Below are 24,704 nucleotides of genomic sequence, written 5' to 3'. Positions count from 1 at the left end.
TTAATTGATAAACCGAGCTATTTGCTCGGTTTTTTGTTTATATCAGCGGTGACTTTATAGCTCAGAAGGCATTATCAGACATTTATAAAAACACACGTCTACCTGCCAAGGCCCAGTTATAGGTAGCTATATTTGTAGTTCTATATCAATGCATATGCATTATTAGTCAGCTGTTTTAGTCTCAGCAGCTTCCATCGATTCCTGAGCTGCAAGGTTCTTCTCATTTTTGATGTCAGTAAGAATACCATTGCGATCAAAAATAAGTGTCAGAGTTTCTTGTTTGACTGGATCATGCCCCAGCTCTTGACGGAATACATAATACCAGGTTTGAGTACCAAACGGGTCGGATAACATTGGTGTGCCCAAAGTATAAGCGACCTGTTGCTGTGTCATTCCTTTTTGGATCTTAGCAACATCTTTCGCTGTGAGGTAATTACCTTGGTTAATGTCTGGGTGATAGACAAGACGTTCCATCATTGAACAGCCCGTAGACATTAATGCGAGTGATAGTGCAGCAGCAGTTAACAATTTATAACACATGGATATCTCATTCCTTTTGGAGTCAGAACATCAATGATAATCGACATTGATACATTTTAAAACCTTCCTTATCGACTCTAAGACCACATGAGCGCAAAAAAGTTGTCAAAAATTACGCCGCAAGCAATTCTTTTGCATTTGCCAACGTATTTTTTGTGACTTCAGAACCTGCTAGAAGCCTTGCAAGTTCTTGTAATCTTGCTTTTTTGTCTAATAATTGCATGTGAGTTTCAGTTTCAATGCCATTTGTTTCTTTGCTCACATAAAAATGATGATGACCACATCCCGCAACTTGTGGTAAATGCGTTACACACATCACTTGCGTCGATTCGCCGAGTTCACGTAATAATTTACCCACAATGGCAGCGGTAGGGCCACTAATACCAACATCAACCTCATCGAAAATTAATGCGGGGGTATCCATTTTTTTCGCAGTAATCACTTGGATAGCAAGAGCTATACGTGAAAGTTCGCCACCTGAAGCGACTTTTGCTAGTGCTTGATGTGGCTGTCCTGGATTGGTTGTAACATTGAATTCAATTTTACAAGCGCCATCAATTTGGAGTTGTTCTGGTATAAATTTTACATCAATAGTGAATAAGCCATGAGGCATTGATAATTGGTGCATGCTATTTGTAATAAGTGTGCTGAGTTCTTGTGCATAATGTAAACGAACATGGTGCAAGCGTTCTGCGCAAGCGAGTGCTTTTTGGTGGTCAGCAAAGACTTGCGCGTTTAGTGCCTCACAATCTTCGTTTTGGTTGGCAATTTGCGCTTGTTCAGATGAAAGCTGTTGAAATAATTCAGGTAGAGCCTCGGGAGCAATGCGATGCTTGCGGGCTAAGCTAATTTGCTTAGAAATGCGCTGTTCAAGTTCAAACAAGCGATTAGGATCGAGCTCATATTGGTCGCAATAATGTTTTATTTCATCGCTGACTTCACTGACTTGTATTGATGCTTCTTCGAGCATATCAAGTAACCCTGAGAATTTAGGGTTTAGTGCAACAAGGTCGGTTAATTCATTTTTTGCCATGTTTAGCAGGCTGATAACATTGGCACCATCATCTTCAGACAAAATTTGTGCTGTATTTTGCCCAATCGTTAAAAATTGACCATGATTGGCGAGTTGTTTGTATTCTTGGTCAATTTCCTCAAATTCACCTTGGACAGGAAGAAACTCATTGAGCTCTTTTAAATGGTAATCCAACAGTTGCTGACGTGATTCACGTTCTTGCATTTGCTTTTGAAATACGGCGAGTTGCTGACAGGAATCATGCCATGATTGCCATGCTTTTTTCATTTGTACAAGCAATTCTTGCTGATTTGCATAGGCATCAAGTAGGGATTTTTGATGAATATTATCAAGCAACAGTTGGTGAGCATGTTGGCCATGAATTTGGATTAATAGGGTGCCTAATTCTCTGAGTTGAGATAAGGGAACCGATATGCCATTAATAAAGCCCCTTGAGCGCCCATCAGAGGCAATAGTACGGCGTAATAAACATTCGTTTTGGTTATCAAGTTGCTGTTCTACTAACCAATTTGCGGCCATTTTTGCATCAGATAGCGAGAAGCGGGCACAGAGATCAGCCCGTTGAGCACCAGGACGAACCATATTGGCTTCACCACGGTTACCTAAACACAGGCCAAGCGCATCAATTGCAATAGATTTACCCGCACCAGTTTCACCAGTGATGGCTGTCATACCGCTACGAAAATCAATTTCTAATTCACGAACGATAGCAAAATTATTGATAGTTAATTGAGTAAGCATCTGCGCTCTCCTGTAAAAATACACACCTGTGTTTTCATACAGTTTATCCTGTTTTTTTATACAGTAAAGAGGCAAAGTAAAATAATTAGAAAGTTTTTTTTGCCCACCCTAGTTTTGAGCTTAACGTATTGAAGTAATTATAATCTTTAGGGTGAACTAAATTTAGATTTTTATTACTACGTTTTACAATAACCTCTTCACCATCTTGAATTGGTAGCATAATTTGGCTATCACAACTGACTTCATAATCAATATTTGTACGTAAGAATTTCAAGCGTATGCTACTGTCGCTGCTGATGACTAAAGGACGAGAAGATAGTGTGTGCGGGAACATGGGAACTAAGACAATGGCATCCAGATTAGGGGTTAAAATAGGGCCTCCTGCCGATAGAGAGTAGGCTGTTGAGCCTGTTGGTGTGGCAATAATTAACCCATCAGAACGTTGTGAAAATGCAAATTTATCATCAATATAAACTTCAAACTCAATCATATGAGCGACTTTCCCAGGGTGGAGTACGATTTCATTTATCGCACTGCTCTTACGCGCCTTTTGATTAGCCTTGATCACTTGAGCTTCAAGCAGAAAACGTTGTTCTTCACGATATTCGCCTTCAAGCACGCGTGAAAGTTGCTGTAAGGCATTATCGGGGTCAAGATCAGTTAGAAAACCTAAATTTCCACGATTCACACCAATAACTTTATTGTTATAGCGAGATAATATACGGGCTGCACCTAACATGTTACCGTCCCCCCCCACGACGATGACTAAATCGGCTTGTTGGCCAATTTCAGTTAATGTGCCGGTTGTCGCATTCATTAACTTCAAGTCTTTAGCAACTTGTTTGTCGATAATGGCATGGTAATTTTTTGAAATTAACCAGTGATAAATCAGTTCATGAGTTGCTAACGCTTCAGGATGCCTTGGGTGCCCGACAATGCCTATCGTTTTGAAGTGAGAATGTGCTGTAATATTGTCCTTTTGCATACTTTTTTGGCCTCTCATTGTATGACTTCCCTTGAATCCCTGTATTAGATCCCCATAATACTCTCATATATGGGATTAATGCTAAATACGCGGAGATATTCATGAGTAGTAAAGACCAAAACATGCATGATGAGCAAGCTTCTGAGTTAAATGAATCACAAAAAGTTCAAGCAGAGCAAGAAGTGAACTCCCAGCAAGTAGAAGATGCACAAGCAAACGAACAAGCGTTAGCAGCGCGTATTGCTGAGCTTGAAGAGCAATTAGCTGCTTCACAAAAGACCGAACGAGAAGCAATGTTACGCGCTCATGCTGAAATCGAAAATATTCGTCGCCGTACAGAGCAAGACATTGAAAAAGCACATAAATTTGCACTTGAGAAATTCTCAAATGAACTTTTACCTGTGATTGATAATTTGGAGCGTGCGATCGATGCTGCTGATCGCGATAATGAGCAATCTAAAGCCATGTTAGAAGGGCTAGATTTAACGCTGAAAACGTTCTTAGATGCTGTCGCTAAGTTTGGTATCGAACCTGTGGGGGATGCGAATGTGCCATTTAACCCTGAAGTTCACCAAGCAATGACAATGATTGAATCACCTGACCACCAACCTAATCATGTGATTAACGTGATGCAAAAAGGGTATACGTTAAATAACCGATTACTCAGACCTGCAATGGTTATTGTTTCGAAATAATTGTTTAAATGGGATACATGTGTATCCCATTTTTTTGCTTACCTATAATATGCAGCTATTCGTTAATAACTGGGTTCCAGTCAATTGGTGCTTTACCTTGCTGAGTTAAAATTTCATTAGTCTGTGAAAAATGACCACAACCTAAAAAGCCACGATGCGCAGAAAGCGGGGAGGGATGAGGTGCTTTTAAAACATAATGGCGTTTGGTATCAATGATTTTCCCTTTTTTCTGCGCATGTGAACCCCAGAGTAAAAAGACCACGCCTTCCGTATTTTCATTAATTGCTTCAATGACTTTATCTGTAAATGTTTCCCATCCTAAATGTGCATGAGAATGCGCATGGGCTTGTTCAACAGTGAGTACAGTATTGAGTAGTAATACACCTTGCTGAGCCCAACTCAGTAGATAACCATGTGATGGTCGCGTAAACCCTGCGATGTCTTTTTCGAGTTCTTTATACATGTTTACTAGGGAAGGTGGTGGCTTAATACCAGGTAAAACTGAAAAAGACAATCCATGGGCTTGGCCTGGACCATGGTAAGGGTCTTGACCTAAAATAACGACTTTAATATCAGCAAGTTCGGTATAGCGAAAAGCATTAAAAACATCATCTTGCGGGGGATAGATGATTTTACCTGCTTGGCGCTGTTGCGCGACATAGGCTAATGTTTCTTTAAAATACGGTTTTACTTTTTCGGGGCCAATGACGTCGTGCCATGTAATGGTATTTGACATGAAATTTTCCATAACAATGAATGTTGGCTGGCGCAATTTATAACTGAACCAAATGATGGTAATAAGCTTACTGGTTCGTTGGGCAGAGATAAAGCCCTGATCTTTATAATTACGCTTCAAATTAATTTGAAAGTTTATAAAAATAATTAAGATTTCATTATGGTGAATATTGATTTAAATCATAAAGTTGAATGGGTTTGATTAATTGCTATACGGAATAATTGATAAATATCAAAGAAAGTGACCTATTGAGCTGGTATAAAATACCTATAGACATTGGTTAGACCAAATATCCAATTGCAAATTTACATAAGATTGATGGTTAATGCAGCTTTGATTGATATAAAAAATCGGGCGCAATCAAGTTCGAACGTGGAGGTCGACATGATTACAGGTATTCAAATTACTAAAACTGATAATGCAGCATTACTGAATTCTTTCTGGTTACTGGATAACGAGAAAAATGAAGCTCGCTGTGTTTGTGCTAAAGCAGATTATAATGAAGGCCAAATCGTTGATAAAGATGAATTAGGTGCTTTTGAGTATCGTGAAGTACCACTGGAAATGAAGCCAACTGTACGTGTAGAAGGTGGGCAGCACTTAAACGTTAACGTATTAAGCCGTGAAACGTTAGAAGATGCAGTGAAAAACCCAGAAAAATACCCACAATTAACTATCCGTGTTTCTGGTTATGCGGTTCGTTTTAACTCATTAACCCCTGAACAACAACGTGATGTTATTACTCGTACTTTCACTGAAAGCCTGTAATAAAGTTTAAACACTATTACATCTAGTACAGTATAATAAATTCTAAAGCCATTGATATCAATGGCTTTTTATTTACCTCTAATAAAGTTGATTATTTCTCTTCACCGCTATTTAGCTTCCAATACTCTTCCAACATACGCATTTGTTAGGGAGAATTTATGCCTTTTTCAATACAACCAACACTTAGTTCAGTGGATGGCCTTTCTCTTGCTAGAGAAGGCTTAGACATTTATTTACAAAATCGCAGTTTAGATATTTCATTATGTGAAAGAGAACATTGGCCAAAAAATACGATAAAAGAACACTTTTTTGGCCAAGATGCACAAAAAAAAGACTTTGTTTTAGCCATGTTATCGTATGGGGCTTACCATACAGATTGGCAACAGATGTTAGGTGTAGAGAGATTAAATACCACTCAACTTAATGCATTAGGTATTGATGCGGAGTTACTTGGTGATGTGACATCAGGATTTCAAGCCAATATATGCCGATATAATGATTTATATATTCTCTGTTTTGCAGGCTCAAACGATATTGTGGATTTTTATGCCAACATCCGTCAAGGCTTAGGGCAGTATGAACCTCAGTATTATCAATCTGTTGGTTTGACAAATATTTTATTTAATGCAGTAAGAGGAAATCTGATTTGTACGGGGCACTCATTAGGTGGTGGCCTTGCGTCAATTGCCGCATTGGCGAGCCATAGCCCTGCAGTTGTGTTTAGCCCCGCAGGGCTGGCAAGGAATACGGTAAATAAGATCGGGCTTGATTATGATGTTGCGGAACGAATGGCGAACGAAGGGCTGATACGATTTTATACTGTGCAATATGACTGGCTTGATTCTCTACAAAATACTTTACCTATCCCTTCAGCGCTGGGAACGCGTATTAAAATGGCTTATAGCGAACAGAGTTCTTGGAAAAATTGGTTACCACACCGGTTATTAACAAGAAGTTTTATTGCACATACGATGGTTAAAATTATTAAGGTGATGTGTAAACATAAACCGTGGAATAATTGGAATGCGATTACTGGGGAATATGATAAAGCCGTCGAGCTCCCGCTAAAAGTGTTCCCAATCATCGAAGAGCAACAAAAAATTAATTGGCAAGAAAGTTGTAAAAGTGCCATTAAAAAAGGCAATGTTGTTGAGTTTTCAAATCTTTTAGAATGCCACAATAAAGCATGTGACCTTGATTTTTTAGCGAATCAATCAGCGCGGGCTATGAATGGGCAGTTTATGCAAATTCTACTCGATTCACAGTATGGGCAAGCCATTAAAAATACACAACTCATCCAGCAAAAAAGTATTTTACATTTAGCGGCTCAAAGTGGCCGAGTGATGCAGTCTAAAATATTGTTAGATAATGGTTTAATGGTTGATATAAAAGATAATTTAGGAAATACACCACTCCATGATGCTTTAAATAGTCATGCTTTGGATGTTGCTGAATTGTTGTTAGTCAATGGGGCTGATTGGCGGGCAAAAAACAACCAAGGTCTTGATTGCAAAGATATCATTAATAATCATATTATTAAATATGATGCATTAACGCAAGAAGGGAAAAAAATGCGAGAAAAAATCATTCATATGATGAATTAAATAAAAAACGGGCCGAAACCCGTTTGAGTGATTATTGGTTTTTATCGCTAATCGCTGATGCTGTTGGACTGACTGGAGTACGACGTTTCCCTATATTTTTCTTATCGCGATGGCGTACTTTTTCTTTTTTCTTCGTTTGTTCTTCTTTCTTTTTCTCTTTGCGCTTTGCCAGCACTTTCTTCGATGGTTTTGGCTTATTTAACATCGCTTCAGATGGCGCTTTTGTTGTTGGGCGCAAGGCATCTATAACACGCACTTTAATAGGGTCTTCAATGTAGCGTGTAATTTTACCTAGTAACGGAAAGTCATGTGCTTCAACTAAGGAAATTGCCGTACCTTTGCGACCTGCACGGCCAGTACGGCCTATGCGATGTAAGTAAACGTCAGCAGTTCTTGGTAAGTCGAAGTTAAAAACATGACTGACGTTATCGATGTCTAAACCCCGTGATGCTACATCCGTCGCAACAAGGACTTTAACTTGCCCGTCGACAAGGCGACGTACCGCTTCGTTACGTTTCGCTTGAGGCATTTCACCTTCCAGATAACAAGGCTCAATACCTGCTTCACGTAGCCACTGAACAAGCTCGCGTAAGCGTTCACGTTTGCGTACGAACACAATCGCTTTTGTCACTTCTTCTTGTTTCAGTAAGTGGCATAGTAGTGCAGTTTTGTGTTCAACGGTATCCGCACGGTAATGAAATTGCTGAATTTTTTTACGTTCACGACGAGATGGATCCGCATCAATTTCAACGGGATCTTCTAGCAAGCGCTCTGCAAAGTCACGGATGGCTTCACCTTCAAGCGTCGCTGAAAATAGCATGGTTTGTTTGCGCCAGCGCGTTTCGCCTGCAATAGTTTCAATGTCGTTTGCAAACCCCATATCTAACATACGGTCAGCTTCATCTAGGATCAAAATCTCAACCGCGCGGCAGTCAAAGTTTTCTTCTTTAATGTACTGTAATAAGCGACCTGTTGTGGCGACAACGATATCTTGGTTTTCGCTGAAAATTTCAGCGTGGTTCATATAAGCAACACCACCTGTGATTGTTGCAATGTCTAGGTGATTATGTGCGCATAATTCTTTTGCTTGGTCAGCAACCTGCATAGCTAATTCACGGGTAGGCGTGACAATCAGAACGCGTGGTGGCCCTGATTTTTTTCTTGGGAAATCAAGTAAATGTTGAATTGCTGGCAGTAGGAATGCCGCTGTTTTACCTGTCCCTGTTGGTGCTGAACCTAACACATCACGACCATCCATTGCAGCTGGAATAGCCGCAGCTTGGATAGCAGTGGGACGTTGATAGCCTTTATCTGACAGCGCGTCAATTAGGCTTTCATCAAGATCAAGTTCAGAAAAAGTGGATGCAGTCATTATATACCTCTATTTGGGGCGCTGATTATAAACAGGTTAGCAAAATTGTTCACCTGAAAAAATCCGCTTTTCACAAGTGTAACTGTTTTCAGGTTAGACAGGGAGCGATAACTCGAGGAAAAGTTAGCGAAATGACAAAAGAATTCAGGAGAGCCGAAACTCTCCTGGACTAGATATTTATTAGCTAAGCATATTAATCAGCCAAGTATGGTATGGGATACCCACTAAGTCGATGAGTACTGCGCCACTTAATGGCACAATCATAAACGCTTTCATGGAAACTTGTTTGTAACGTTCACAAACGGATGACATATTCGCCATCGCATTTGGTGTCGCGCCTAAGCCATGTCCCATCAAACCTGCACACATTACCGCGGCATCATAGTTTTTCCCTAACAACCTAAAAATAACAAATACGACGAGCAGAATTAAAACGACAACTTGCGCCAATAAAATTGTGAAGAGCGGAAGAGCCACAGCCTTTAATTCCCAAATCTTCAGTGACATCATGGCCATAGTTAAGAAAAGACCGAGGGACACTTCAGAAATAAGATCGATAGATTTTTGGTTGATGCGGAACAATTCGACCTGATCATTAATATTACGGATGACAATTGCAATGATCATCGCGCCAACGTAGCTCGGTAGTGAAAAACCAGTGGCTTTAGTGAATTGCGCAGAGGCAAATTGACCAATGACCATGATCCCTAAGATCAAGGCAAGCATTTTCAAGAAAGCATGTGCATCGATAGACTCAATTTTCCCTGCAATAGTTTCAGGAACTTGAATTTTTTCAACTTTTTCGTCTGCTTGAATACGGACATTGAATTTTTTAATCAAATAGGTAGCGATTGGGCCTCCCAATAAGCTTCCCGTAATTAACCCAAAGGTGGCGGCAGCGATCGCAGCAACTGTCGCTGATTGTACGCCAAGTCCTTCAGCCATACCGCCAAAGGCAGCAGCTCCGCCATGGCCACCCGTGAGTGATACACCCCCAGCCATAATACCAATGACAGGTTCGATGCCTAATAGATGCGCTAACCCTGCCCCAAAGGTATCTTGGAAAATCACCACAAACCAGCAAATAAACAGGTACATAAATAATAAGCGACCACCTGTTTTGAGAATTCGGAAACTGCCATCAATACCTATTGTGGTGAAGAATGCGACCATCAAGAAGGTTTGTAAACTGGTATCAAAATTTATTTCAGCGAGGTTGAACGATTTCAGTCCCCAAATGATTAAACTCACTAAAAATCCGCCAATGACAGGAGATGGAATACAAAATCGTTGTAACCACTCAATGCGTTTTTTTAAGTGGATGCCCATGAGGAGGCAGATGACGGTAAGGAATAAGGTGGATAGTGCGTCTAGGTGTAGAATCATAAGTTTCCCTTTTTTAACTGTTATCTTTCAAGCTACAGCGTTGTTGGCCGCACTCAGCTACTGTAGTCACATACTTTTGTATGCTCCTACAGCTATCTTCGTTAGCCGCCTAGCTGTAACTCGAAATCTAATAGTTAAAATATTTATGATGAAAAACATTATAATTTAGCGAGTTACAGCTAAGTTGATATTTTTTCGAACCTATTTTTATTGTGGTATTCGAATAGAAGCTATCTCAACAGATTGAAGCGAACAGTTTATTTATCAGTCGAATTGTTGTGTTGTTTTATTAGAATAAATATTGGTAAATCAAATAAGCCGCAAGCTTGGCGGTATGGTTGTCAATATCAAATTCAGGGTTGCACTCCGCAATATCGAAGAGGGCGATTTTTTTGCTGCCTTTAATAACGGTAAAAAGTTCATCAAATGTTTCGGTAGAGATACCTTTAGGTGCAGGGGCGCTGACACCAGGGGCAATAGCGGCAGAGAATACATCTAAATCCACAGTGACATACAAATAATCAACGCCATCAATGAATGCTTGAAGTTGTTTAACTGCTTGTGGAAGTTGCGAAAAGCTTAGCTGTTTATCACGAAGGTATTGGCAGCCTAATCGGTCTGCAGTATCAAATAATACCTTGGTGTTGCCATGATCAGCGATACCTAAACACAAGTAGTGGAAAGGACGCTGGTGCTTCTGACATAACTGCGCAGATTGTAAAAAAGGCGTGCCAGAAGTCGCTTCAGGGGCTTCACGTAAATCAAAATGGGCATCAAAATTGATGATCCCAATCGTTTTTCCTGATTGATTTTGTTCGACATAATCAAATAACCCTTGAAAGCTAGCAAAGGCCACTTCATGGCCACCACCTAATATAATCGGGCGCTCATTTGCAGTTAAACTTTCAATAATTTTGTCGGATAAGCGGCGTTGTGCAGATTCAAGATCACCATCATCACAACTTACGGTTCCTAGATCTTTAATGGCTAGCGGTTGGTGGATAGGTAACCCAGCAAGTTGGCGACGAATAGCATCAGGCCCTGCTTTAGCCCCTTGTCGGCCTTTATTGCGTCTTACGCCCTCATCAGAGGCAAAGCCTATCAACGTAAATTGTGCGGGTGATACTTTGTTAATCACTTGATGAATACGCAAATGTTCTTGTGTTTCACCATCCGTGCGCCCTTGCCATTGGAAAGGTTGTGTCATAGTTACTCCAAATTAATCAATTTAGTGATGTTATCTGCCGCTTGACGTGTATGCATAATTAACTCGTCAACACGGTGAGTTGAGCGAAATTCAGGGGCCATAACGGAGACGACGGCCAGTACATCATTTCCTTTAAAAATCGGGGCGGAAACGCCAAAGACCCCCTCATCAATCTCACTGGTTGATGTGCCGTAGCCTTGTTTGCGGATCTGCTGTAAGTCTTGTTGTAATTTCAGCTTATCTACGTCAGAAATAAGCTGTTTTGCATGTATCTCAGACACGTGTTCTTGGTATTGTGTTTGATGAAAAGCTAACAATGTTTTGGCACTGGCCCCTTTGATTAGGGTATTACCGCGGCCAATGATAAATGAGCAACGTAGGGCTTGTTCGCTTTCTATCATGTCTACACAAATCGTTTCTCGCAGGTTTGAGGTGATAATCGCTGCGGTTTCTCGTGTTTTTTTCGCTAATGATTGAAGCTCTGATTTTGTGGCTTCCATCAATAAGCTGTGGTGATAGTATTTTTCGTGATTTTTGATACTCTGCGAGCCGACACAATAAGTACCATACTGCTTTGCATGAGACACAAATTCCCATTCTATGAGAATTGTCAGTAAGCGATAAACCGTTGATAATGGAATATCCAGTGCAGTTGAGATAACCTGTGGCGTCACTGGGGATGCGCAACTCGTGATGTAGGACAAGACATCTAAGGTTCTATTAATGCTGTTCATCGCATCTCCTTTTTTTCGAACTTAGCAGTAAATTTTTTGTGCCTCAAATATAATTCTCATATTATAAGAATTATATTGTAGCGAATAGGTTAAACGATGACTTTTATTTGCTCAATATGAGAAAATGGTCAGCTTCAGGTAAGTAGAGTGTGTGGATGAGCAATCAGAAAAAAAACTACCGAAAAGGTGGGTTTACATTTAAACAGTTTTTTGTGGCCCATGACCAATGTGCAATGAAAGTGGGCACTGATGGCGTATTATTAGGGGCATGGGCACCTATTGGTCATGTTCAATTTGCATTGGATATCGGTAGTGGGAGTGGGTTAGTCGCGCTAATGTTGGCACAGCGACAACAAAATGCACAAATTGATGCTGTTGAATTGGATGTTCAAGCAGCGCAGCAAGCTCAATGTAATTTTGTGGAGTCACCTTGGGCGAAACGGTTACATATCATCAATCAGGATATTATTCACTATAGTCAGCATTCACCCACTCAATATGATTTGATTGTAAGCAATCCGCCTTATTTTGAGCCTGCGGTGGCGTGTCGAGATGAGCAACGTGACCAAGCTCGCTACACAAGCGCACTAACCCATGACGTACTATTAGAATGTGCCCAGCGTTGTTTAACGGAAAATGGGTTATTTTGTTTAGTGCTACCGTATGAAGTTGGTGAGAAAGTGCAGGCAATGGCTGAAAGTAGGGGGTGGTTTACGGCGTTGAGAGTCAATGTTAGTGACAAACCAACAACACCATTTCACCGTATGTTATTGGGTTTGCGATTAGTGAAATCTCACACTCAGGTAAGCAATTTAGCTCTAAAAGCACAGAGCGGTGAGTATACTGGGGATTTTCGCGCATTGATCCAGCCGTTTTACCTTAAATATTAAAACCAACGGAACAGTTATTCCGTTGGTTTCGTGGCTTTATTCAGGTTTCAGGACAGTTGGACCTGAATTTTCTAACATATCTGGATAGTCTAATGTGTAGTGTAGCCCACGGCTTTCTTTGCGCGCCAAAGCGCATCGCACCATTAGCTCCGCGACTTGTACAAGGTTTCGTAACTCTAGTAAGTTATTGGAAATACGGAAGTTAGCATAATAGTCATGAATTTCTTGCTGTAATAAATGAATACGTCGGAGTGCCCGTTCGAGGCGCTTAGTGGTTCTCACAATCCCCATGTAGTCCCACATAAATAAACGTAATTCATGCCAGTTATGTTGGATTACAACTTGTTCATCGGAGTTATGTACTCGGCTTTCATCCCATTCAGGTAAATGTGGTACTTCACCAATATTTTGCAGTGTCGATTTGATGTTTTCTGCGGCTGACCAGCCATATACAAGGCATTCTAACAATGAATTAGATGCCATACGGTTCGCTCCGTGTAGGCCAGTATAACTAACCTCACCAATGGCATATAAGTGCGCAATATCAGTCATACCTGTTTGATCGACAATCACCCCGCCACAGGTATAATGTGCAGCGGGCACGATAGGAATAGGCTCTTTGGTGATATCTAACCCTAACGTCATTAATTTGGCATAAATAGTTGGGAAATGATGTTGCACAAAATCTGTTGGCTTATGGCTGATATCAAGGTACATACAGTCTGCGCCAAGACGTTTCATTTCGTGGTCAATGGCTCGTGCAACAATATCACGAGGTGCAAGTTCTTCTCGTTCGTCATAATCAGGCATAAAGCGGCTGCCATCAGGGCGTTTTAAATACGCACCTTCACCCCGTAATGCTTCGGTAAGTAAAAAGTTTCGTGCTTGTGGGTGGAATAAGCAAGTGGGGTGAAATTGGTTGAACTCTAAGTTAGCAACACGGCAACCTGCCCGCCATGCCATTGCAATGCCATCCCCTGACGAAATATCGGGGTTAGTGGTATATTGATAGACTTTTGCCGCGCCACCTGTGGCTAAAATAACGGTTTTGGCGCGGATCGTTTCAACTTGCTCTTTTTTCCGATTCCAAACGTAAGCACCCAAAATACGTGAGGGTGCCTTGTCTTCGGATAGAATTAAGTCAACAGCATTATAGCGTTCTTTTATATGGATATTTGGGTGAGCAAAAGCGAGGTCAACAAGCGTAGTTTCAACTTCTTTTCCTGTCGCATCAGCATGGTGAAGTATGCGACGATGGCTGTGACCACCTTCTCGCGTTAAGTGGTACTGAGTCTCGCCACTTTCTGTGATTTCAGTATCGAATAAAACACCTTGGTCAATAAGCCACTGCACGCATTCTTTTGCATTAGAGGCGATAAATTCAACCGCACCTTTATGACAAATGCCTGCTCCAGCAATGAGGGTATCTTCAACATGGGATTCGATGCTGTCGGTATCATCAAATACGGCGGCAATACCACCTTGAGCATAATAAGAAGCGCCTTCACTCAAGCTGCTTTTACTCAAAATAGTCACTTGGTGGAAAGGAGCAAGGCGTAAGGCGGCGGATAGCCCTGCGACACCACTGCCAATGATTAAAATATCAGTGTAATGCTGTGTGGATCCGTTCATGAGTGTTTGCTGTATATAATAGTATGTAGTGTGTTTTTTTATGTTAGCCTATCAGATTGTCGATTACTATTGCTGGATAGATGTTTACAGTCACTATTTTGACCCAGGTCTATTTACTTATTCGCATCGAATAAATGTGATAGCTATAGCATTCATTTGCAAAATCCGTATGCTGTGTTCTTGACCTTTAAGGTATTTGTATGCAACTGTTTTAATAAGGATCTTTGGGATCTTAGAAAATGAAAATCCAGCACTTTTGTAAATTTTTGACTATTTTTTTAGATTAAATTGAACTTCAATGGTTTCTATAACTCAAAGTAGTGCTTGCTTTAGGATGGGAGAACATGAACAAGTCAACATATTATCAGCCTGAGTTCGGGAGATGCTTCCCGAAATGAGCGAGCAATTAACAGACCAATTATTGGTTGAAAAGGTACAAAAAGGCGATCAACAAGCTTTCAACTTACTGGTAATTAAATACCAGCACAAAGTTGCAAGTTTAGTATCCCGTTATGTGCCGCAAGCGGATGTGCCTGATGTAGCACAAGAATCATTTATAAAAGCGTATCGTGCTATCGGTTCGTTTCGTGGTGACAGCGCATTTTATACTTGGCTTTATCGTATTGCGGTCAATACGGCTAAAAATTATTTAGTCGCACAAGATAGACGCCCTCCTGCGTCAGATCTTGAAGCGAGTGATGCTGAAAACTTTGAAACCGCTGGTGCTTTAAAAGAAATTTCGAACCCAGAGAACTTAATGTTGTCTGAAGAATTAAAGAAAGTTGTTTTCAAAACCATCGAATCCTTGCCTGAAGACTTACGAATGGCAATCACACTTCGTGAACTTGATGGTTTGAGCTATGAAGAAATCGCTGAAATTATGGATTGCCCAGTAGGTACTGTACGTTCCCGTATTTTTAGGGCAAGGGAAGCGATTGATAATAAAGTACAACCTCTGATTCAACAGCACTAACGCTATTAAATCAGCAGATTAATTATAATTGTGATGCAATTAACTGAAGGTAATTGGGCATGCAAAGAGAGAAACTTTCCGCAATGATGGATGGCGAAGCTCTAGATTTAGAGCTTGTAAATGCCATTTCATGTGATTCAACGTTAAAGCAACGTTGGGAGAGCTATCATCTTATTCGTGATACTCTACGTAATGATACTGGCAATGTCATACATTTTGATATTGCAAGTAACGTTGCGGCAGCATTAGAGAATGAAGCTGTGCGTATTAATCCTCAGGTAGTTGTCGAATCGCAGCCTGAACCTGCGACTTGGGGTGCTTTCCCATTCTGGGGTAAAATCCGTCCTTGGGCGAGCCAAATAACTCAAATTGGTGTTGCAGCATGTGTTTCATTAGCCGTTATTGTGGGGGTACAGCAGTACAACCAAAGTAATGCTGTTGATTCCACCGTTGATGAGCCAATGTTTAATACCATTCCTGTTGGAAGTGGTGCGCCTGTAAGCCTGAATATTTCTGATAACCAATTATTTGGTAATGAACAACAACTTCAACAGGTTGAACAACAAAATCAACGTATTAATGCGATGCTGCAACAATATGAAATTGAAAGACGCTCGATGTTGAACCAGCAATATCAACAATCTGAACAACCTGCATCTGCGGCAGGAGTTAAGCTGAAATAATGAAAAAATGGTTATCCGTCATCTGCCTGACGGGCAGCCTGATTATTTCTAATCAAGCTTCGGCATCTGAACAGGGTGCCGATGTCCTTTTTAAAGAAATGGGGAATGCTGCCCAAAACCTTTCTTATGAAATGTCATTTATGACATTCAGCCCGCAAACAATTACACCTGTAAGATATCGCCACGCAATTATTGATGGTATTCCTGTTTCACAAATGATTCAGATGGATTCATCACGCCGAGAGATTGTTCAAAAAGGTGATAGGATTAGTTACTTTGAGCCAGGCTTCGATGCGTTTAGTTTGAATGGTCAAAATATCGTTGATAATTTACCTTCTGTTTTATTTACAAATTATGAACAGATAAAGCCTTACTACAATTTTATTGATGCGGGGCGCACACATATTGGTGATCGACCTGCTTTGGTGATCCGCATAATATCGAAAGACAATTCCCGATTTAATTATGTACTATTAATCGATGAGGAAACGAAACTGCCGCTACGTATTGATTTGTTGGATAATAACAGCCAAACGTTAGAGCAATTTCGGGTTATCTCTACAGTGCTAGATAGTAAAACAGTTAATGATTCATTACTTGCATTGAGTAAGGTGAATATGCCGCCGTTATTGGTATATCCGAAAAATACGGCACCATCCTTCAAATGGCAAGTGGGGATGCTTCCTCCAGGCTTTGAAGAAACATCGCGTTCTGTACGTAAATTAAGTGAAGATGACGTTGTGGAAAGTGCAATGTTCAGCGATGGGTTATTTACCTTCTCAGTGAATGTGACAAAATCGGTGAAAGGCCCGTTGTTAGATCAACCAATGCAAAATGGGCGTCGTTCAATTTATACTATGACACAAAAGCAAAATGTCATTACAGTAATTGGCGAATTACCTTTGCCAACGGCACAAGTTATCGCAGGTAGTGTTCAGTTTCGGGAGTAGGTTATGGTAAAAGAGTGGGCAACTGTCATTCGTTGGCAAAACGGAAGGGCACTGCTACGTTATGGCTCTTCATCAGGATGTGGAAGTTGCGGTGCTCGTAAAACGTGTGGCTCTTATGCACTCAGCAAAATAGGGCCAAACACGGAACATGAATTAGAAATTGCTATTGAACAACCTTTAGTCGTAGGACAAAAAATCGAGGTTGGTATTCCCGAAGGGAGTTTAATTCGTTCGGCTATGCTGGTGTACTTAACTCCAATTTTAGGGTTGTTTATTTTTGCTGGGTTAGCTCAATCGTTTGATTTTAGCCAATTTTTGGTAGCGACTTCTGGTGTATTAGGGGGTGTGGTTGGTTTTTATACTGCACGGAAATTAGCTTCTCATTGGCGTGATGATGACGCATTTCAGCCTGTCGTCTTGCAAATAGGTTTACCACCTTCCGAACTTTCAGTACAGGTTAACTGCTAAATATCAATAGATTGTATTCAATTCATTATTTGATACCATGATAAAAAAGGGGAAAACGTGATGTTTTCCTTTTGTAGTTTATTGGTTTAAATAATCAATTAATTGATTTTTCAGTCTCTTTTGAGATAAAAATCAAAATAGGCTTGTTATTATTCGTAATAAATGAGTATTTAGAGGGTTAAATTAGCGCTAAATTAGTGCTCTAACTCATTAACCTTTAGCAAGTTTACAGTTGTTTTACATTGAATCTTTGTGTTAGCGGGGTCTTATATGTAAAATGCAGCTAATTAACAATCTTGTGATAATCATAGCATTTTAGTTTTGTCGCGATATTTGCACAAAACTGATTTTGTAAGGCAATTTAAAAGAAGATATTACCTTGAAAATCAATAATATAAGAAACTTTTCTATCATTGCTCATATCGACCATGGCAAATCCACGTTATCTGATCGTATTATTCAGATTTGTGGTGGTTTAACGGATCGCGAAATGGCAGCGCAGGTTTTAGATTCAATGGATCTGGAACGTGAGCGTGGAATTACCATCAAAGCACAGAGCGTTACGCTCGATTATAAAGCCTCTGACGGTGAAACTTACCAATTAAACTTTATCGACACACCAGGCCACGTTGACTTCTCTTATGAAGTTTCGCGTTCTCTTGCGGCGTGTGAAGGGGCACTGTTAGTTGTCGATGCAGGGCAAGGTGTTGAAGCTCAAACATTAGCTAACTGCTATACAGCGATTGAAATGGATTTAGAAGTCGTTCCTGTTTTAAACAAGATTGACTTGCCAGCGGCAGACCCAGAGCGAGTTGCTGATGAAATTGAAGACATTGTAGGCCTTGACGCCCACGATGCCGTTCGCTGTTCTGCAAAAACGGGTATTGGTGTTCAGGATGTGATTGAACGCCTTGTTAAGGAGATCCCACCACCAGTTGGTGATGTGGATGCCCCATTACAAGCACTGATTATTGACTCTTGGTTTGATAACTATTTAGGCGTTGTTTCGTTGATCCGTATTAAAAACGGGTCACTGAAAAAAGGCGATAAAATTAAAGTCATGAGTACAGGGCAGGTGTATAACGCTGATCGCCTTGGTATTTTCACACCTAAACAAATCGACCGTGATGTACTTAGTTGTGGTGAAGTAGGCTGGTTAGTCTGCGCAATTAAAGACATCACAGGTGCGCCAGTAGGGGATACCTTAACGGGCGCTCGTAATCCTGCGGAAAAAGCACTACCAGGCTTTAAAAAAGTAAAACCACAGGTTTATGCGGGTTTATTCCCTGTCAGTTCCGATGACTATGAAGGTTTCCGTGATGCGCTAGGTAAACTTAGCTTAAACGATGCCTCTCTATTCTATGAGCCTGAAACATCGACTGCTTTAGGTTTCGGTTTCCGTTGTGGTTTCCTTGGCTTATTGCATATGGAAATCATTCAAGAACGTTTAGAACGTGAATACGATCTTGACCTGATCACTACAGCACCAACGGTTGTATATGAAGTTCAGCAAACCAACGGTGAGATTGTTTATGTGGATAGCCCATCAAAGCTGCCAGCATTAAACAATATTGAAGAACTGCGTGAGCCAATTGCAGAATGCCACATGTTAATGCCTAAAGAATACTTAGGTAACGTGATTACACTTTGTATTGAGAAACGTGGCGTTCAAACCAATATGGTCTATCATGGTAATCAAGTTTCGTTGACATATGACATTCCTATGTCTGAAGTCGTACTGGATTTCTTCGACCGTTTGAAATCAACATCTCGTGGTTATGCATCATTGGATTATGCATTTAAGCGTTTTCAGCCGTCAGACATGGTTAGGGTTGATGTGCTTATCAACAACGAACGTGTTGATGCATTAGCATTGATTACACACCGCGCAAACTCACAATATCGTGGTCGTGAATTAGTCGAGAAAATGAAAGAACTGATCCCACGCCAGCAGTTTGATATTGCTATCCAGGCCGCGATTGGTAACCATATTATTGCTCGTTCTACAGTTAAACAGTTGCGTAAAAACGTACTTGCCAAATGTTATGGCGGTGACGTTAGCCGTAAGAAGAAACTGTTGCAGAAGCAAAAGGATGGTAAGAAACGTATGAAACAAGTGGGTAACGTTGAGCTACCACAAGAAGCGTTCCTTGCTATATTGCATGTTGGTAAAGACAACTAAGTTTACAAGGAGTCTCAATGGCTAACACCTTTGCCTTGATCCTAACACTGGCAACTTTAATCACTGGGATTATATGGTGTTTAGATAAGTTTAAATTTGCGCCTGCGCGTAAAGCAAAACTGAAGCAGTTACAGGATGCAACAAATGGTGCAGTGAGCGAAGCGGATGTGGCGAATGCTGTCCGCCGCCCTTCATGGCTAGAAACAGGGACATCAATTTTTCCTGTGTTAGCTATTGTACTGATTGTACGGTCATTTATTTATGAGCCGTTTCAAATTCCATCAGGGTCAATGATGCCAACGTTATTAGTTGGTGACTTCATGTTGGTTGAGAAATTTGCATACGGTTTAAAAGACCCTATTACACAAACGACACTGATCGAAACAGGTAAACCAAAACGCGGTGATATTGCTGTATTTAAATACCCTCGTGACACAAATGTCGATTTTGTTAAACGTGTAATAGGTTTGCCAGGTGATAAAATTGTTTATAATCCAGATGCCAAGGAACTGACGATTTATCCAAATTGTGCGGATAACAAATGCACAGAAAATTTGCCGATTACTTACGGGCCATTAGCCCCAAGTGAATGGACAATGTTTTTTGATGTAGCCTCTGTTGTTGATAGTCAAAAAGGGAATTATGAAGTTCCATTAGATCAAGAGTTGCCACGTAATGCATTGCGTCAATATGAGCGTAGCGAAAAACTCGATACAGTTGAACATCAAATTCTAATTATTCGCCAAGCCGTCACCGAAGCAAAATACTTGCAACCAGGAATGCCATTAAATGAGTGGATTGTTCCTGAAAAACAATATTTTATGATGGGTGATAATCGGGACAATAGCTCTGACAGCCGTATGTGGGGTTTTGTTCCTGAGCAAAATTTAGTGGGTCGCGCTGTGTTTATTTGGTTAAGCCTCGATAAGCAAGAAAACGAATGGCCAACAGGCATTCGCTTTAGTCGAATTGGTCCACTATAATTTCATTGATTGGATATGCCAACAGTGAAGGTGCGGGTTTTCATTTGAAAATCCGCATTAACCGAAGCATTATTATTTTACCCAGTGTACAATATAATTTAATTAATATTATTGGCTCCCCAATTATAACTCCTTTCTTTTGTAACTCACTGTAACTAATAATATTTATCTCATTAGTTCTACTGAGCTACAAAAAATGTGGGTAGGTAAGGAGTCAGTGCAAACGCAACAGTTTTGTAAAATACATTATTTTACAGGTCTGTTGCGTGTGCTTTTTTTATCAAATAAAAATGGTTGGGCGCACATGAACCCCTCTTTAGTAGAAAGATTACAACGTAAGCTTGGTTATCAATTCAAACAACATGATTTGCTGATTCAAGCTTTAACTCACAGAAGTGCCAGCAGTAAACATAATGAACGCCTAGAGTTTTTAGGGGATTCAATCTTAAGTTTTGTGATTGCAAATGACCTGTATCACCGTTTTCCTAAAGTGGATGAGGGGGATATGAGCCGGATGCGGGCAACACTTGTTCGTGGAAATACATTGGCAGAAATTGCCCGTGAGTTTGAACTGGGTGAGTGCTTACGCTTAGGTCCAGGTGAGTTAAAAAGCGGTGGATTTCGTCGAGAATCAATTCTTGCAGATACAGTGGAAGCACTGATAGGTGGCATTTTCTTAGACAGCGATATCCAAACGATTGAACGAATTATTTTAGATTGGTATCAAAGCCGATTAATTGAAATTAGTCCGGGTGATAAACAAAAAGACCCGAAAACACGGTTACAAGAATATCTGCAAGGGCGTCACTTACCATTACCGAACTATTTAGTTGTTCAAGTAAAAGGTGAGGCTCATGATCAGGAGTTTACGATCCACTGCCAAGTAAGTGGCATCGAACAACCCATCCATGGTGTTGGTTCAAGTCGTCGTAAAGCAGAGCAAGCCGCAGCAGAGCAAGCATTGAAAATTTTGGAGCTTGAATGAGTGAATTACAATCCCACTGTGGTTTCGTTGCCATAGTTGGACGGCCGAATGTCGGTAAATCGACATTATTAAATCAATTACTGGGGCAAAAAGTCTCGATCACCTCGAGAAAGCCACAGACGACTCGCCATCGTATTATGGGGATCCACACAGAAGATAATTATCAAATTATCTATGTTGATACCCCAGGGTTACATATTGAAGAAAAACGTGCAATTAACCGCTTAATGAACCGTGCAGCATCAAGTTCTATTGGTGATGTTGAACTGGTCATTTTTGTCGTTGAAGGTACCAACTGGACCGCTGATGATGAAATGGTTCTAACTAAGCTATCAAGCTTACGTTGCCCTGTCATTTTAGCAATCAATAAGATTGATAACGTGACCGATAAGACGGTTTTATTGCCACATATTGGCATGATCAGCCAAAAAATGAATTTTTTAGATGTTGTGCCAATCAGTGCTGAAAAAGGTACTGGCGTGGATACAATCGCTAAAATTGTGAGGCAACATATCCCTGAAGCAACACATCATTTCCCTGAAGACTATATTACAGATCGTTCTCAACGTTTTATGGCGTCAGAAATGATCCGTGAAAAGCTGATGCGCTTTTTGGGCGATGAGTTACCTTATTCTGTTACCGTTGAAATTGAACAATTTAAAGTAACCGAAACAGGTATTTACCATATCAATGGTTTAATTCTTGTTGAACGTGAAGGCCAGAAAAAAATGGTCATTGGTAACAAAGGTAGCAAACTGAAAACTATTGGTACGGAAGCGCGTATCGACATGGAACGCATGTTTGATAACAAAGTTCACCTTGAGCTTTGGGTCAAAGTTAAATCAGGCTGGGCGGATGATGAAAGAGCATTACGCAGTCTGGGTTATGTTGACGATCTAAAATAGTAGGTGGCGGAGTGAGTGGTTGGCAACGCGCATTTGTGCTCCATTCAAGGCCTTACAGTGAAACAAGTTTATTACTTGACTTCTTTACTGAAGGTGAAGGGAAAATTCGCTTACTGGCTAAAGGTGCTCGCCGCAATCGCTCCCCTTTAAGAGGCTGTTTACAGCCTTTCACACCTTTGCTAATCCGTTGGAGTGGCAAAGGTGAAATTAAAACCTTGATTAGTGCAGACCCTGTTTCGTTAGCACTTCCTCTAAGTGGTACTGTTCTTTATAGTGGTCTGTACCTTAATGAACTCACGGCTCGTGTGATTGAGTTTGGGACGCCTTACTCCGCGTTATTTTTTGATTACCTTTCTTGTTTGCAAGTCCTTGCCGCAAGCGAGCGTACCCCTGAATTTGCCTTGCGCCAGTTTGAATTAGCGCTATTATCCTACCTTGGTTATGGCGTGGATTTTTTACATTGCGCAGGCAGTGGGGAGCCTGTTTCTGACACAATGACTTATCGCTACCGTGAGGAAAAAGGTTTTATAGGCAGTTTAATTGTTGACCAACTTAGTTTTACGGGTAAACAATTAAAAGCACTTGCAAGCCGTGATTTCCCTGATGCTGACACCCTAAAGGCTGCAAAGCGTTTCACTCGTATGGCGTTAAAACCTTATTTAGGTGGCAAGCCATTAAAAAGTAGAGAGTTGTTTAGGCAATTTGTCGTATCACCTACCCCTGCGAACAAACCAAGCTAATAGTTCATTATTGATTTTATTTATGTATTAACTGCTATGTTTTGTTTTATTCCTCTTTTTATCTCTTTCTAACTTATCTTTTTCAGCTCTGTATTGGTTGTACCTCATTTTATGGTGTTAAACCACTAAGTTTGGGGCCTCATCATAAAGTTTACGAAGCGCTTCGCAAAAATTTTATCCTTCATATGTAATAGCGTTGTTGTTTTGGAATTTGCCTCGAATGATACAAGATTTATTCCCTGAACTTTGAAAATTACAGTAGGATAGTGGCATTGAAGTATCCGTTACCGTTTATTGAAGGGAGTATAAAATGGCAGAGCTTTTATTAGGCGTTAATATTGATCATATTGCGACAGTCAGAAATGCACGAGGGACGCAATACCCTGACCCTGTGCAGGCCGCATTTGTTGCTGAACAAGCAGGTGCAGACGGCATCACAGTACATTTACGTGAAGACCGCCGTCATATTACGGATAGAGATGTTGAGCTACTCAACAAAACAATACAAACGCGTATGAACCTTGAAATGGCAGTAACGGATGAAATGGTTGATATTGCTTGCCGTATTAAACCTGCATTTTGTTGTCTTGTTCCTGAAAAGCGCGAAGAAGTGACCACTGAAGGTGGTTTGGATGTTGCAGGTCAAAAGCAAAAAGTGGCAGATGCAGTGAAGCGCTTAACTGAAGCCGGTATTTTAGTATCTCTATTTATTGATGCTGACCACACACAAATTGATGCTGCTCAGGAATGTGGGGCGCCATTTATTGAGATCCACACTGGAGCATATGCGGATGCAAAAACGGAGCAGGAACAAGAGTTAGAGTTTCGCCGTATCCGTGATGGCGTCACTTACGCGGCAGGTAAAGGTATCAAGGTGAATGCAGGGCATGGTTTGACTTACCATAATGTTCAACGTATTGCACAATTACCTGAAATTTATGAGTTAAACATTGGCCATGCAATTATTGGGCGTGCATTGTTTAGCGGGCTCGCACAAGCGGTTGCTGATATGAAAAAAATCTTATTAGAAGCGCGTAAATAATGGCAATTGTTGGGCTAGGAACAGATATCGTTGAAATAACGCGTATTGAATCTGTTATTGAACGTACAGGCGACAGCTTAGCCAAGCGAATTCTGACTGAGAAAGAGTTCTTGCAATACCAGCAGCAAGCAAAGCCCGCTCGTTTTTTGGCGAAACGATTCGCAGTTAAAGAAGCGGCAGCTAAAGCCTTGGGAACGGGCATCCGTAATGGTCTAGCATTTAATCAGTTTGAAGTGACGAATGATGAACTGGGTAAACCATTGCTGAATTTAAAGGGGGAAGCATTAAAGTTGGCTGAAAGCTTAAACGCAACCCGTTTCCACGTTTCAATAACGGATGAACGGCATTATGCGTCAGCTACCGTGATTATTGAACGCCTTAGTGATTGAATTTGCTTCTGATAGGCTGAATATAAAGCTGCCAGTCATATCTGGCGGCTTTACAAATAAAGTTATCGTGAGTGGGATTAA

General features: G+C 40.7%; 24 protein-coding genes. 15 read left to right on the top strand and 9 right to left on the bottom strand.

Translation table 11 applies throughout. The annotated features are described in order from the left end of the window. Positions 1-162: 162 nt before the first annotated feature. The 3 genes from bamE to nadK all read right to left on the bottom strand — a co-directional run bounded on the left by bamE (position 163) and on the right by nadK (position 3,299). Positions 163-540: an outer membrane protein assembly factor BamE gene (bamE, locus tag PSF27_RS05985; protein ID WP_272681069.1), complete on the bottom strand. Its 378-nt coding sequence runs from the start codon at positions 538-540 to the stop codon at positions 163-165. Positions 541-652: 112 nt separating this feature from the next. Next, positions 653-2,314, bottom strand: coding sequence for a DNA repair protein RecN (recN, locus tag PSF27_RS05980; RefSeq protein ID WP_272681068.1), 1,662 nt, complete (start codon positions 2,312-2,314; stop codon positions 653-655). Positions 2,315-2,399: 85 nt separating this feature from the next. Beyond that, positions 2,400-3,299, bottom strand: a complete 900-nt coding sequence (nadK, locus tag PSF27_RS05975) for an NAD(+) kinase (protein WP_206083010.1) — start codon at positions 3,297-3,299, stop codon at positions 2,400-2,402. A 101-nt stretch (positions 3,300-3,400) separates the two neighbouring features. Between nadK and grpE the strand changes: the two genes are divergently transcribed. Continuing rightward, positions 3,401-3,994 (top strand): nucleotide exchange factor GrpE, encoded by a 594-nt coding sequence (grpE, locus tag PSF27_RS05970; RefSeq protein WP_206082527.1) that lies wholly within the window; start codon positions 3,401-3,403, stop codon positions 3,992-3,994. A 55-nt stretch (positions 3,995-4,049) separates the two neighbouring features. On the opposite strand, the gene ung is transcribed toward grpE, so the two are convergent. Next, positions 4,050-4,730, bottom strand: a complete 681-nt coding sequence (gene ung / locus PSF27_RS05965) for a uracil-DNA glycosylase (RefSeq protein WP_272539176.1) — start codon at positions 4,728-4,730, stop codon at positions 4,050-4,052. 384 nt (positions 4,731-5,114) lie between these two features. Here ung and grcA point away from each other — a divergent pair, with 384 nt between their 5' ends. Then, the gene (grcA, locus tag PSF27_RS05960) at positions 5,115-5,498 is read left to right on the top strand and encodes an autonomous glycyl radical cofactor GrcA (RefSeq protein ID WP_206082525.1); all 384 of its coding nucleotides are present in this window, start codon (positions 5,115-5,117) and stop codon (positions 5,496-5,498) included. 158 nt (positions 5,499-5,656) lie between these two features. Then, the gene (locus PSF27_RS05955; RefSeq protein ID WP_206082524.1) at positions 5,657-7,102 is read left to right on the top strand and encodes an ankyrin repeat domain-containing protein; all 1,446 of its coding nucleotides are present in this window, start codon (positions 5,657-5,659) and stop codon (positions 7,100-7,102) included. A gap of 31 nt (positions 7,103-7,133) precedes the next feature. Here PSF27_RS05955 and srmB read toward each other — a convergent pair whose 3' ends face one another. The 4 genes from srmB to PSF27_RS05935 form a co-directional block, all read right to left on the bottom strand. Beyond that, positions 7,134-8,474, bottom strand: a complete 1,341-nt coding sequence (gene srmB, locus PSF27_RS05950; RefSeq protein ID WP_206082523.1) for an ATP-dependent RNA helicase SrmB — start codon at positions 8,472-8,474, stop codon at positions 7,134-7,136. Positions 8,475-8,654: 180 nt separating this feature from the next. Then, a complete protein-coding gene (gltS, locus tag PSF27_RS05945) occupies positions 8,655-9,860 on the bottom strand; it encodes a sodium/glutamate symporter (protein ID WP_206082522.1) in 1,206 nt (401 codons plus the stop codon). A gap of 289 nt (positions 9,861-10,149) precedes the next feature. Beyond that, positions 10,150-11,067: a formimidoylglutamase gene (gene hutG, locus PSF27_RS05940; protein ID WP_272539178.1), complete on the bottom strand. Its 918-nt coding sequence runs from the start codon at positions 11,065-11,067 to the stop codon at positions 10,150-10,152. Between the two features lie 2 nt (positions 11,068-11,069). Then, entirely contained in the window at positions 11,070-11,801 is a 732-nt protein-coding gene (locus PSF27_RS05935; protein ID WP_272681067.1) for an IclR family transcriptional regulator, read from the bottom strand. Between the two features lie 155 nt (positions 11,802-11,956). On the opposite strand from PSF27_RS05935, the gene trmN reads away from it, so the two are divergent. Beyond that, the gene (gene trmN / locus PSF27_RS05930; RefSeq protein ID WP_272681066.1) at positions 11,957-12,691 is read left to right on the top strand and encodes a tRNA(1)(Val) (adenine(37)-N(6))-methyltransferase TrmN; all 735 of its coding nucleotides are present in this window, start codon (positions 11,957-11,959) and stop codon (positions 12,689-12,691) included. Between the two features lie 36 nt (positions 12,692-12,727). Here trmN and nadB read toward each other — a convergent pair whose 3' ends face one another. Continuing rightward, positions 12,728-14,323: an L-aspartate oxidase gene (gene nadB / locus PSF27_RS05925; protein WP_206082518.1), complete on the bottom strand. Its 1,596-nt coding sequence runs from the start codon at positions 14,321-14,323 to the stop codon at positions 12,728-12,730. Positions 14,324-14,717: 394 nt separating this feature from the next. Between nadB and rpoE the strand changes: the two genes are divergently transcribed. The 11 genes from rpoE (at position 14,718) to acpS (ending at position 24,623) form a co-directional block, all read left to right on the top strand. Continuing rightward, positions 14,718-15,296 carry an RNA polymerase sigma factor RpoE gene (gene rpoE / locus PSF27_RS05920; RefSeq protein WP_206082517.1) on the top strand — a complete coding sequence of 193 codons (579 nt, stop codon included), beginning with the start codon at positions 14,718-14,720 and terminating at the stop codon, positions 15,294-15,296. A gap of 59 nt (positions 15,297-15,355) precedes the next feature. Continuing rightward, positions 15,356-15,979, top strand: coding sequence for an anti-sigma-E factor RseA (gene rseA / locus PSF27_RS05915; protein WP_206082516.1), 624 nt, complete (start codon positions 15,356-15,358; stop codon positions 15,977-15,979). Then, complete coding sequence (rseB, locus tag PSF27_RS05910; protein WP_206082515.1) at positions 15,979-16,929, top strand: sigma-E factor regulatory protein RseB; 951 nt, start codon at positions 15,979-15,981, stop codon at positions 16,927-16,929. The genes rseA and rseB overlap by 1 nt, the downstream gene beginning before the upstream one ends. A 3-nt stretch (positions 16,930-16,932) precedes the next feature. Beyond that, positions 16,933-17,397 (top strand): SoxR-reducing system protein RseC, encoded by a 465-nt coding sequence (gene rseC / locus PSF27_RS05905; protein ID WP_206082514.1) that lies wholly within the window; start codon positions 16,933-16,935, stop codon positions 17,395-17,397. A 385-nt stretch (positions 17,398-17,782) separates the two neighbouring features. Further along, positions 17,783-19,579: a translation elongation factor 4 gene (lepA, locus tag PSF27_RS05900; RefSeq protein WP_206083009.1), complete on the top strand. Its 1,797-nt coding sequence runs from the start codon at positions 17,783-17,785 to the stop codon at positions 19,577-19,579. A gap of 17 nt (positions 19,580-19,596) precedes the next feature. After that, a complete protein-coding gene (gene lepB, locus PSF27_RS05895; protein WP_206082512.1) occupies positions 19,597-20,562 on the top strand; it encodes a signal peptidase I in 966 nt (321 codons plus the stop codon). Positions 20,563-20,866: 304 nt separating this feature from the next. Further along, positions 20,867-21,547 (top strand): ribonuclease III, encoded by a 681-nt coding sequence (gene rnc / locus PSF27_RS05890; protein WP_206082511.1) that lies wholly within the window; start codon positions 20,867-20,869, stop codon positions 21,545-21,547. Continuing rightward, on the top strand, positions 21,544-22,452 hold the full coding sequence (era, locus tag PSF27_RS05885; protein WP_272681065.1) for a GTPase Era: 909 nt from the start codon (positions 21,544-21,546) through the stop codon (positions 22,450-22,452). The genes rnc and era overlap by 4 nt, the downstream gene beginning before the upstream one ends. Before the next feature lie 11 nt (positions 22,453-22,463). Continuing rightward, complete coding sequence (gene recO, locus PSF27_RS05880; protein WP_272539181.1) at positions 22,464-23,192, top strand: DNA repair protein RecO; 729 nt, start codon at positions 22,464-22,466, stop codon at positions 23,190-23,192. Positions 23,193-23,502: 310 nt separating this feature from the next. Next, positions 23,503-24,234, top strand: coding sequence for a pyridoxine 5'-phosphate synthase (pdxJ, locus tag PSF27_RS05875; protein WP_206082508.1), 732 nt, complete (start codon positions 23,503-23,505; stop codon positions 24,232-24,234). Beyond that, positions 24,234-24,623, top strand: coding sequence for a holo-ACP synthase (gene acpS / locus PSF27_RS05870; RefSeq protein WP_206082507.1), 390 nt, complete (start codon positions 24,234-24,236; stop codon positions 24,621-24,623). Before pdxJ ends, acpS begins: the two co-directional genes overlap by 1 nt. The last annotated feature ends 81 nt before the right edge of the window (positions 24,624-24,704 follow it).

It is taken from the genome of Providencia sp. PROV129 (genome assembly GCF_028482245.1).
Taxonomy (GTDB): domain Bacteria; phylum Pseudomonadota; class Gammaproteobacteria; order Enterobacterales; family Enterobacteriaceae; genus Providencia; species Providencia vermicola.
The sequence above is the reverse complement of the archived record's forward strand: the minus strand, read 5'-3'. Positions and strand labels throughout refer to the sequence as shown.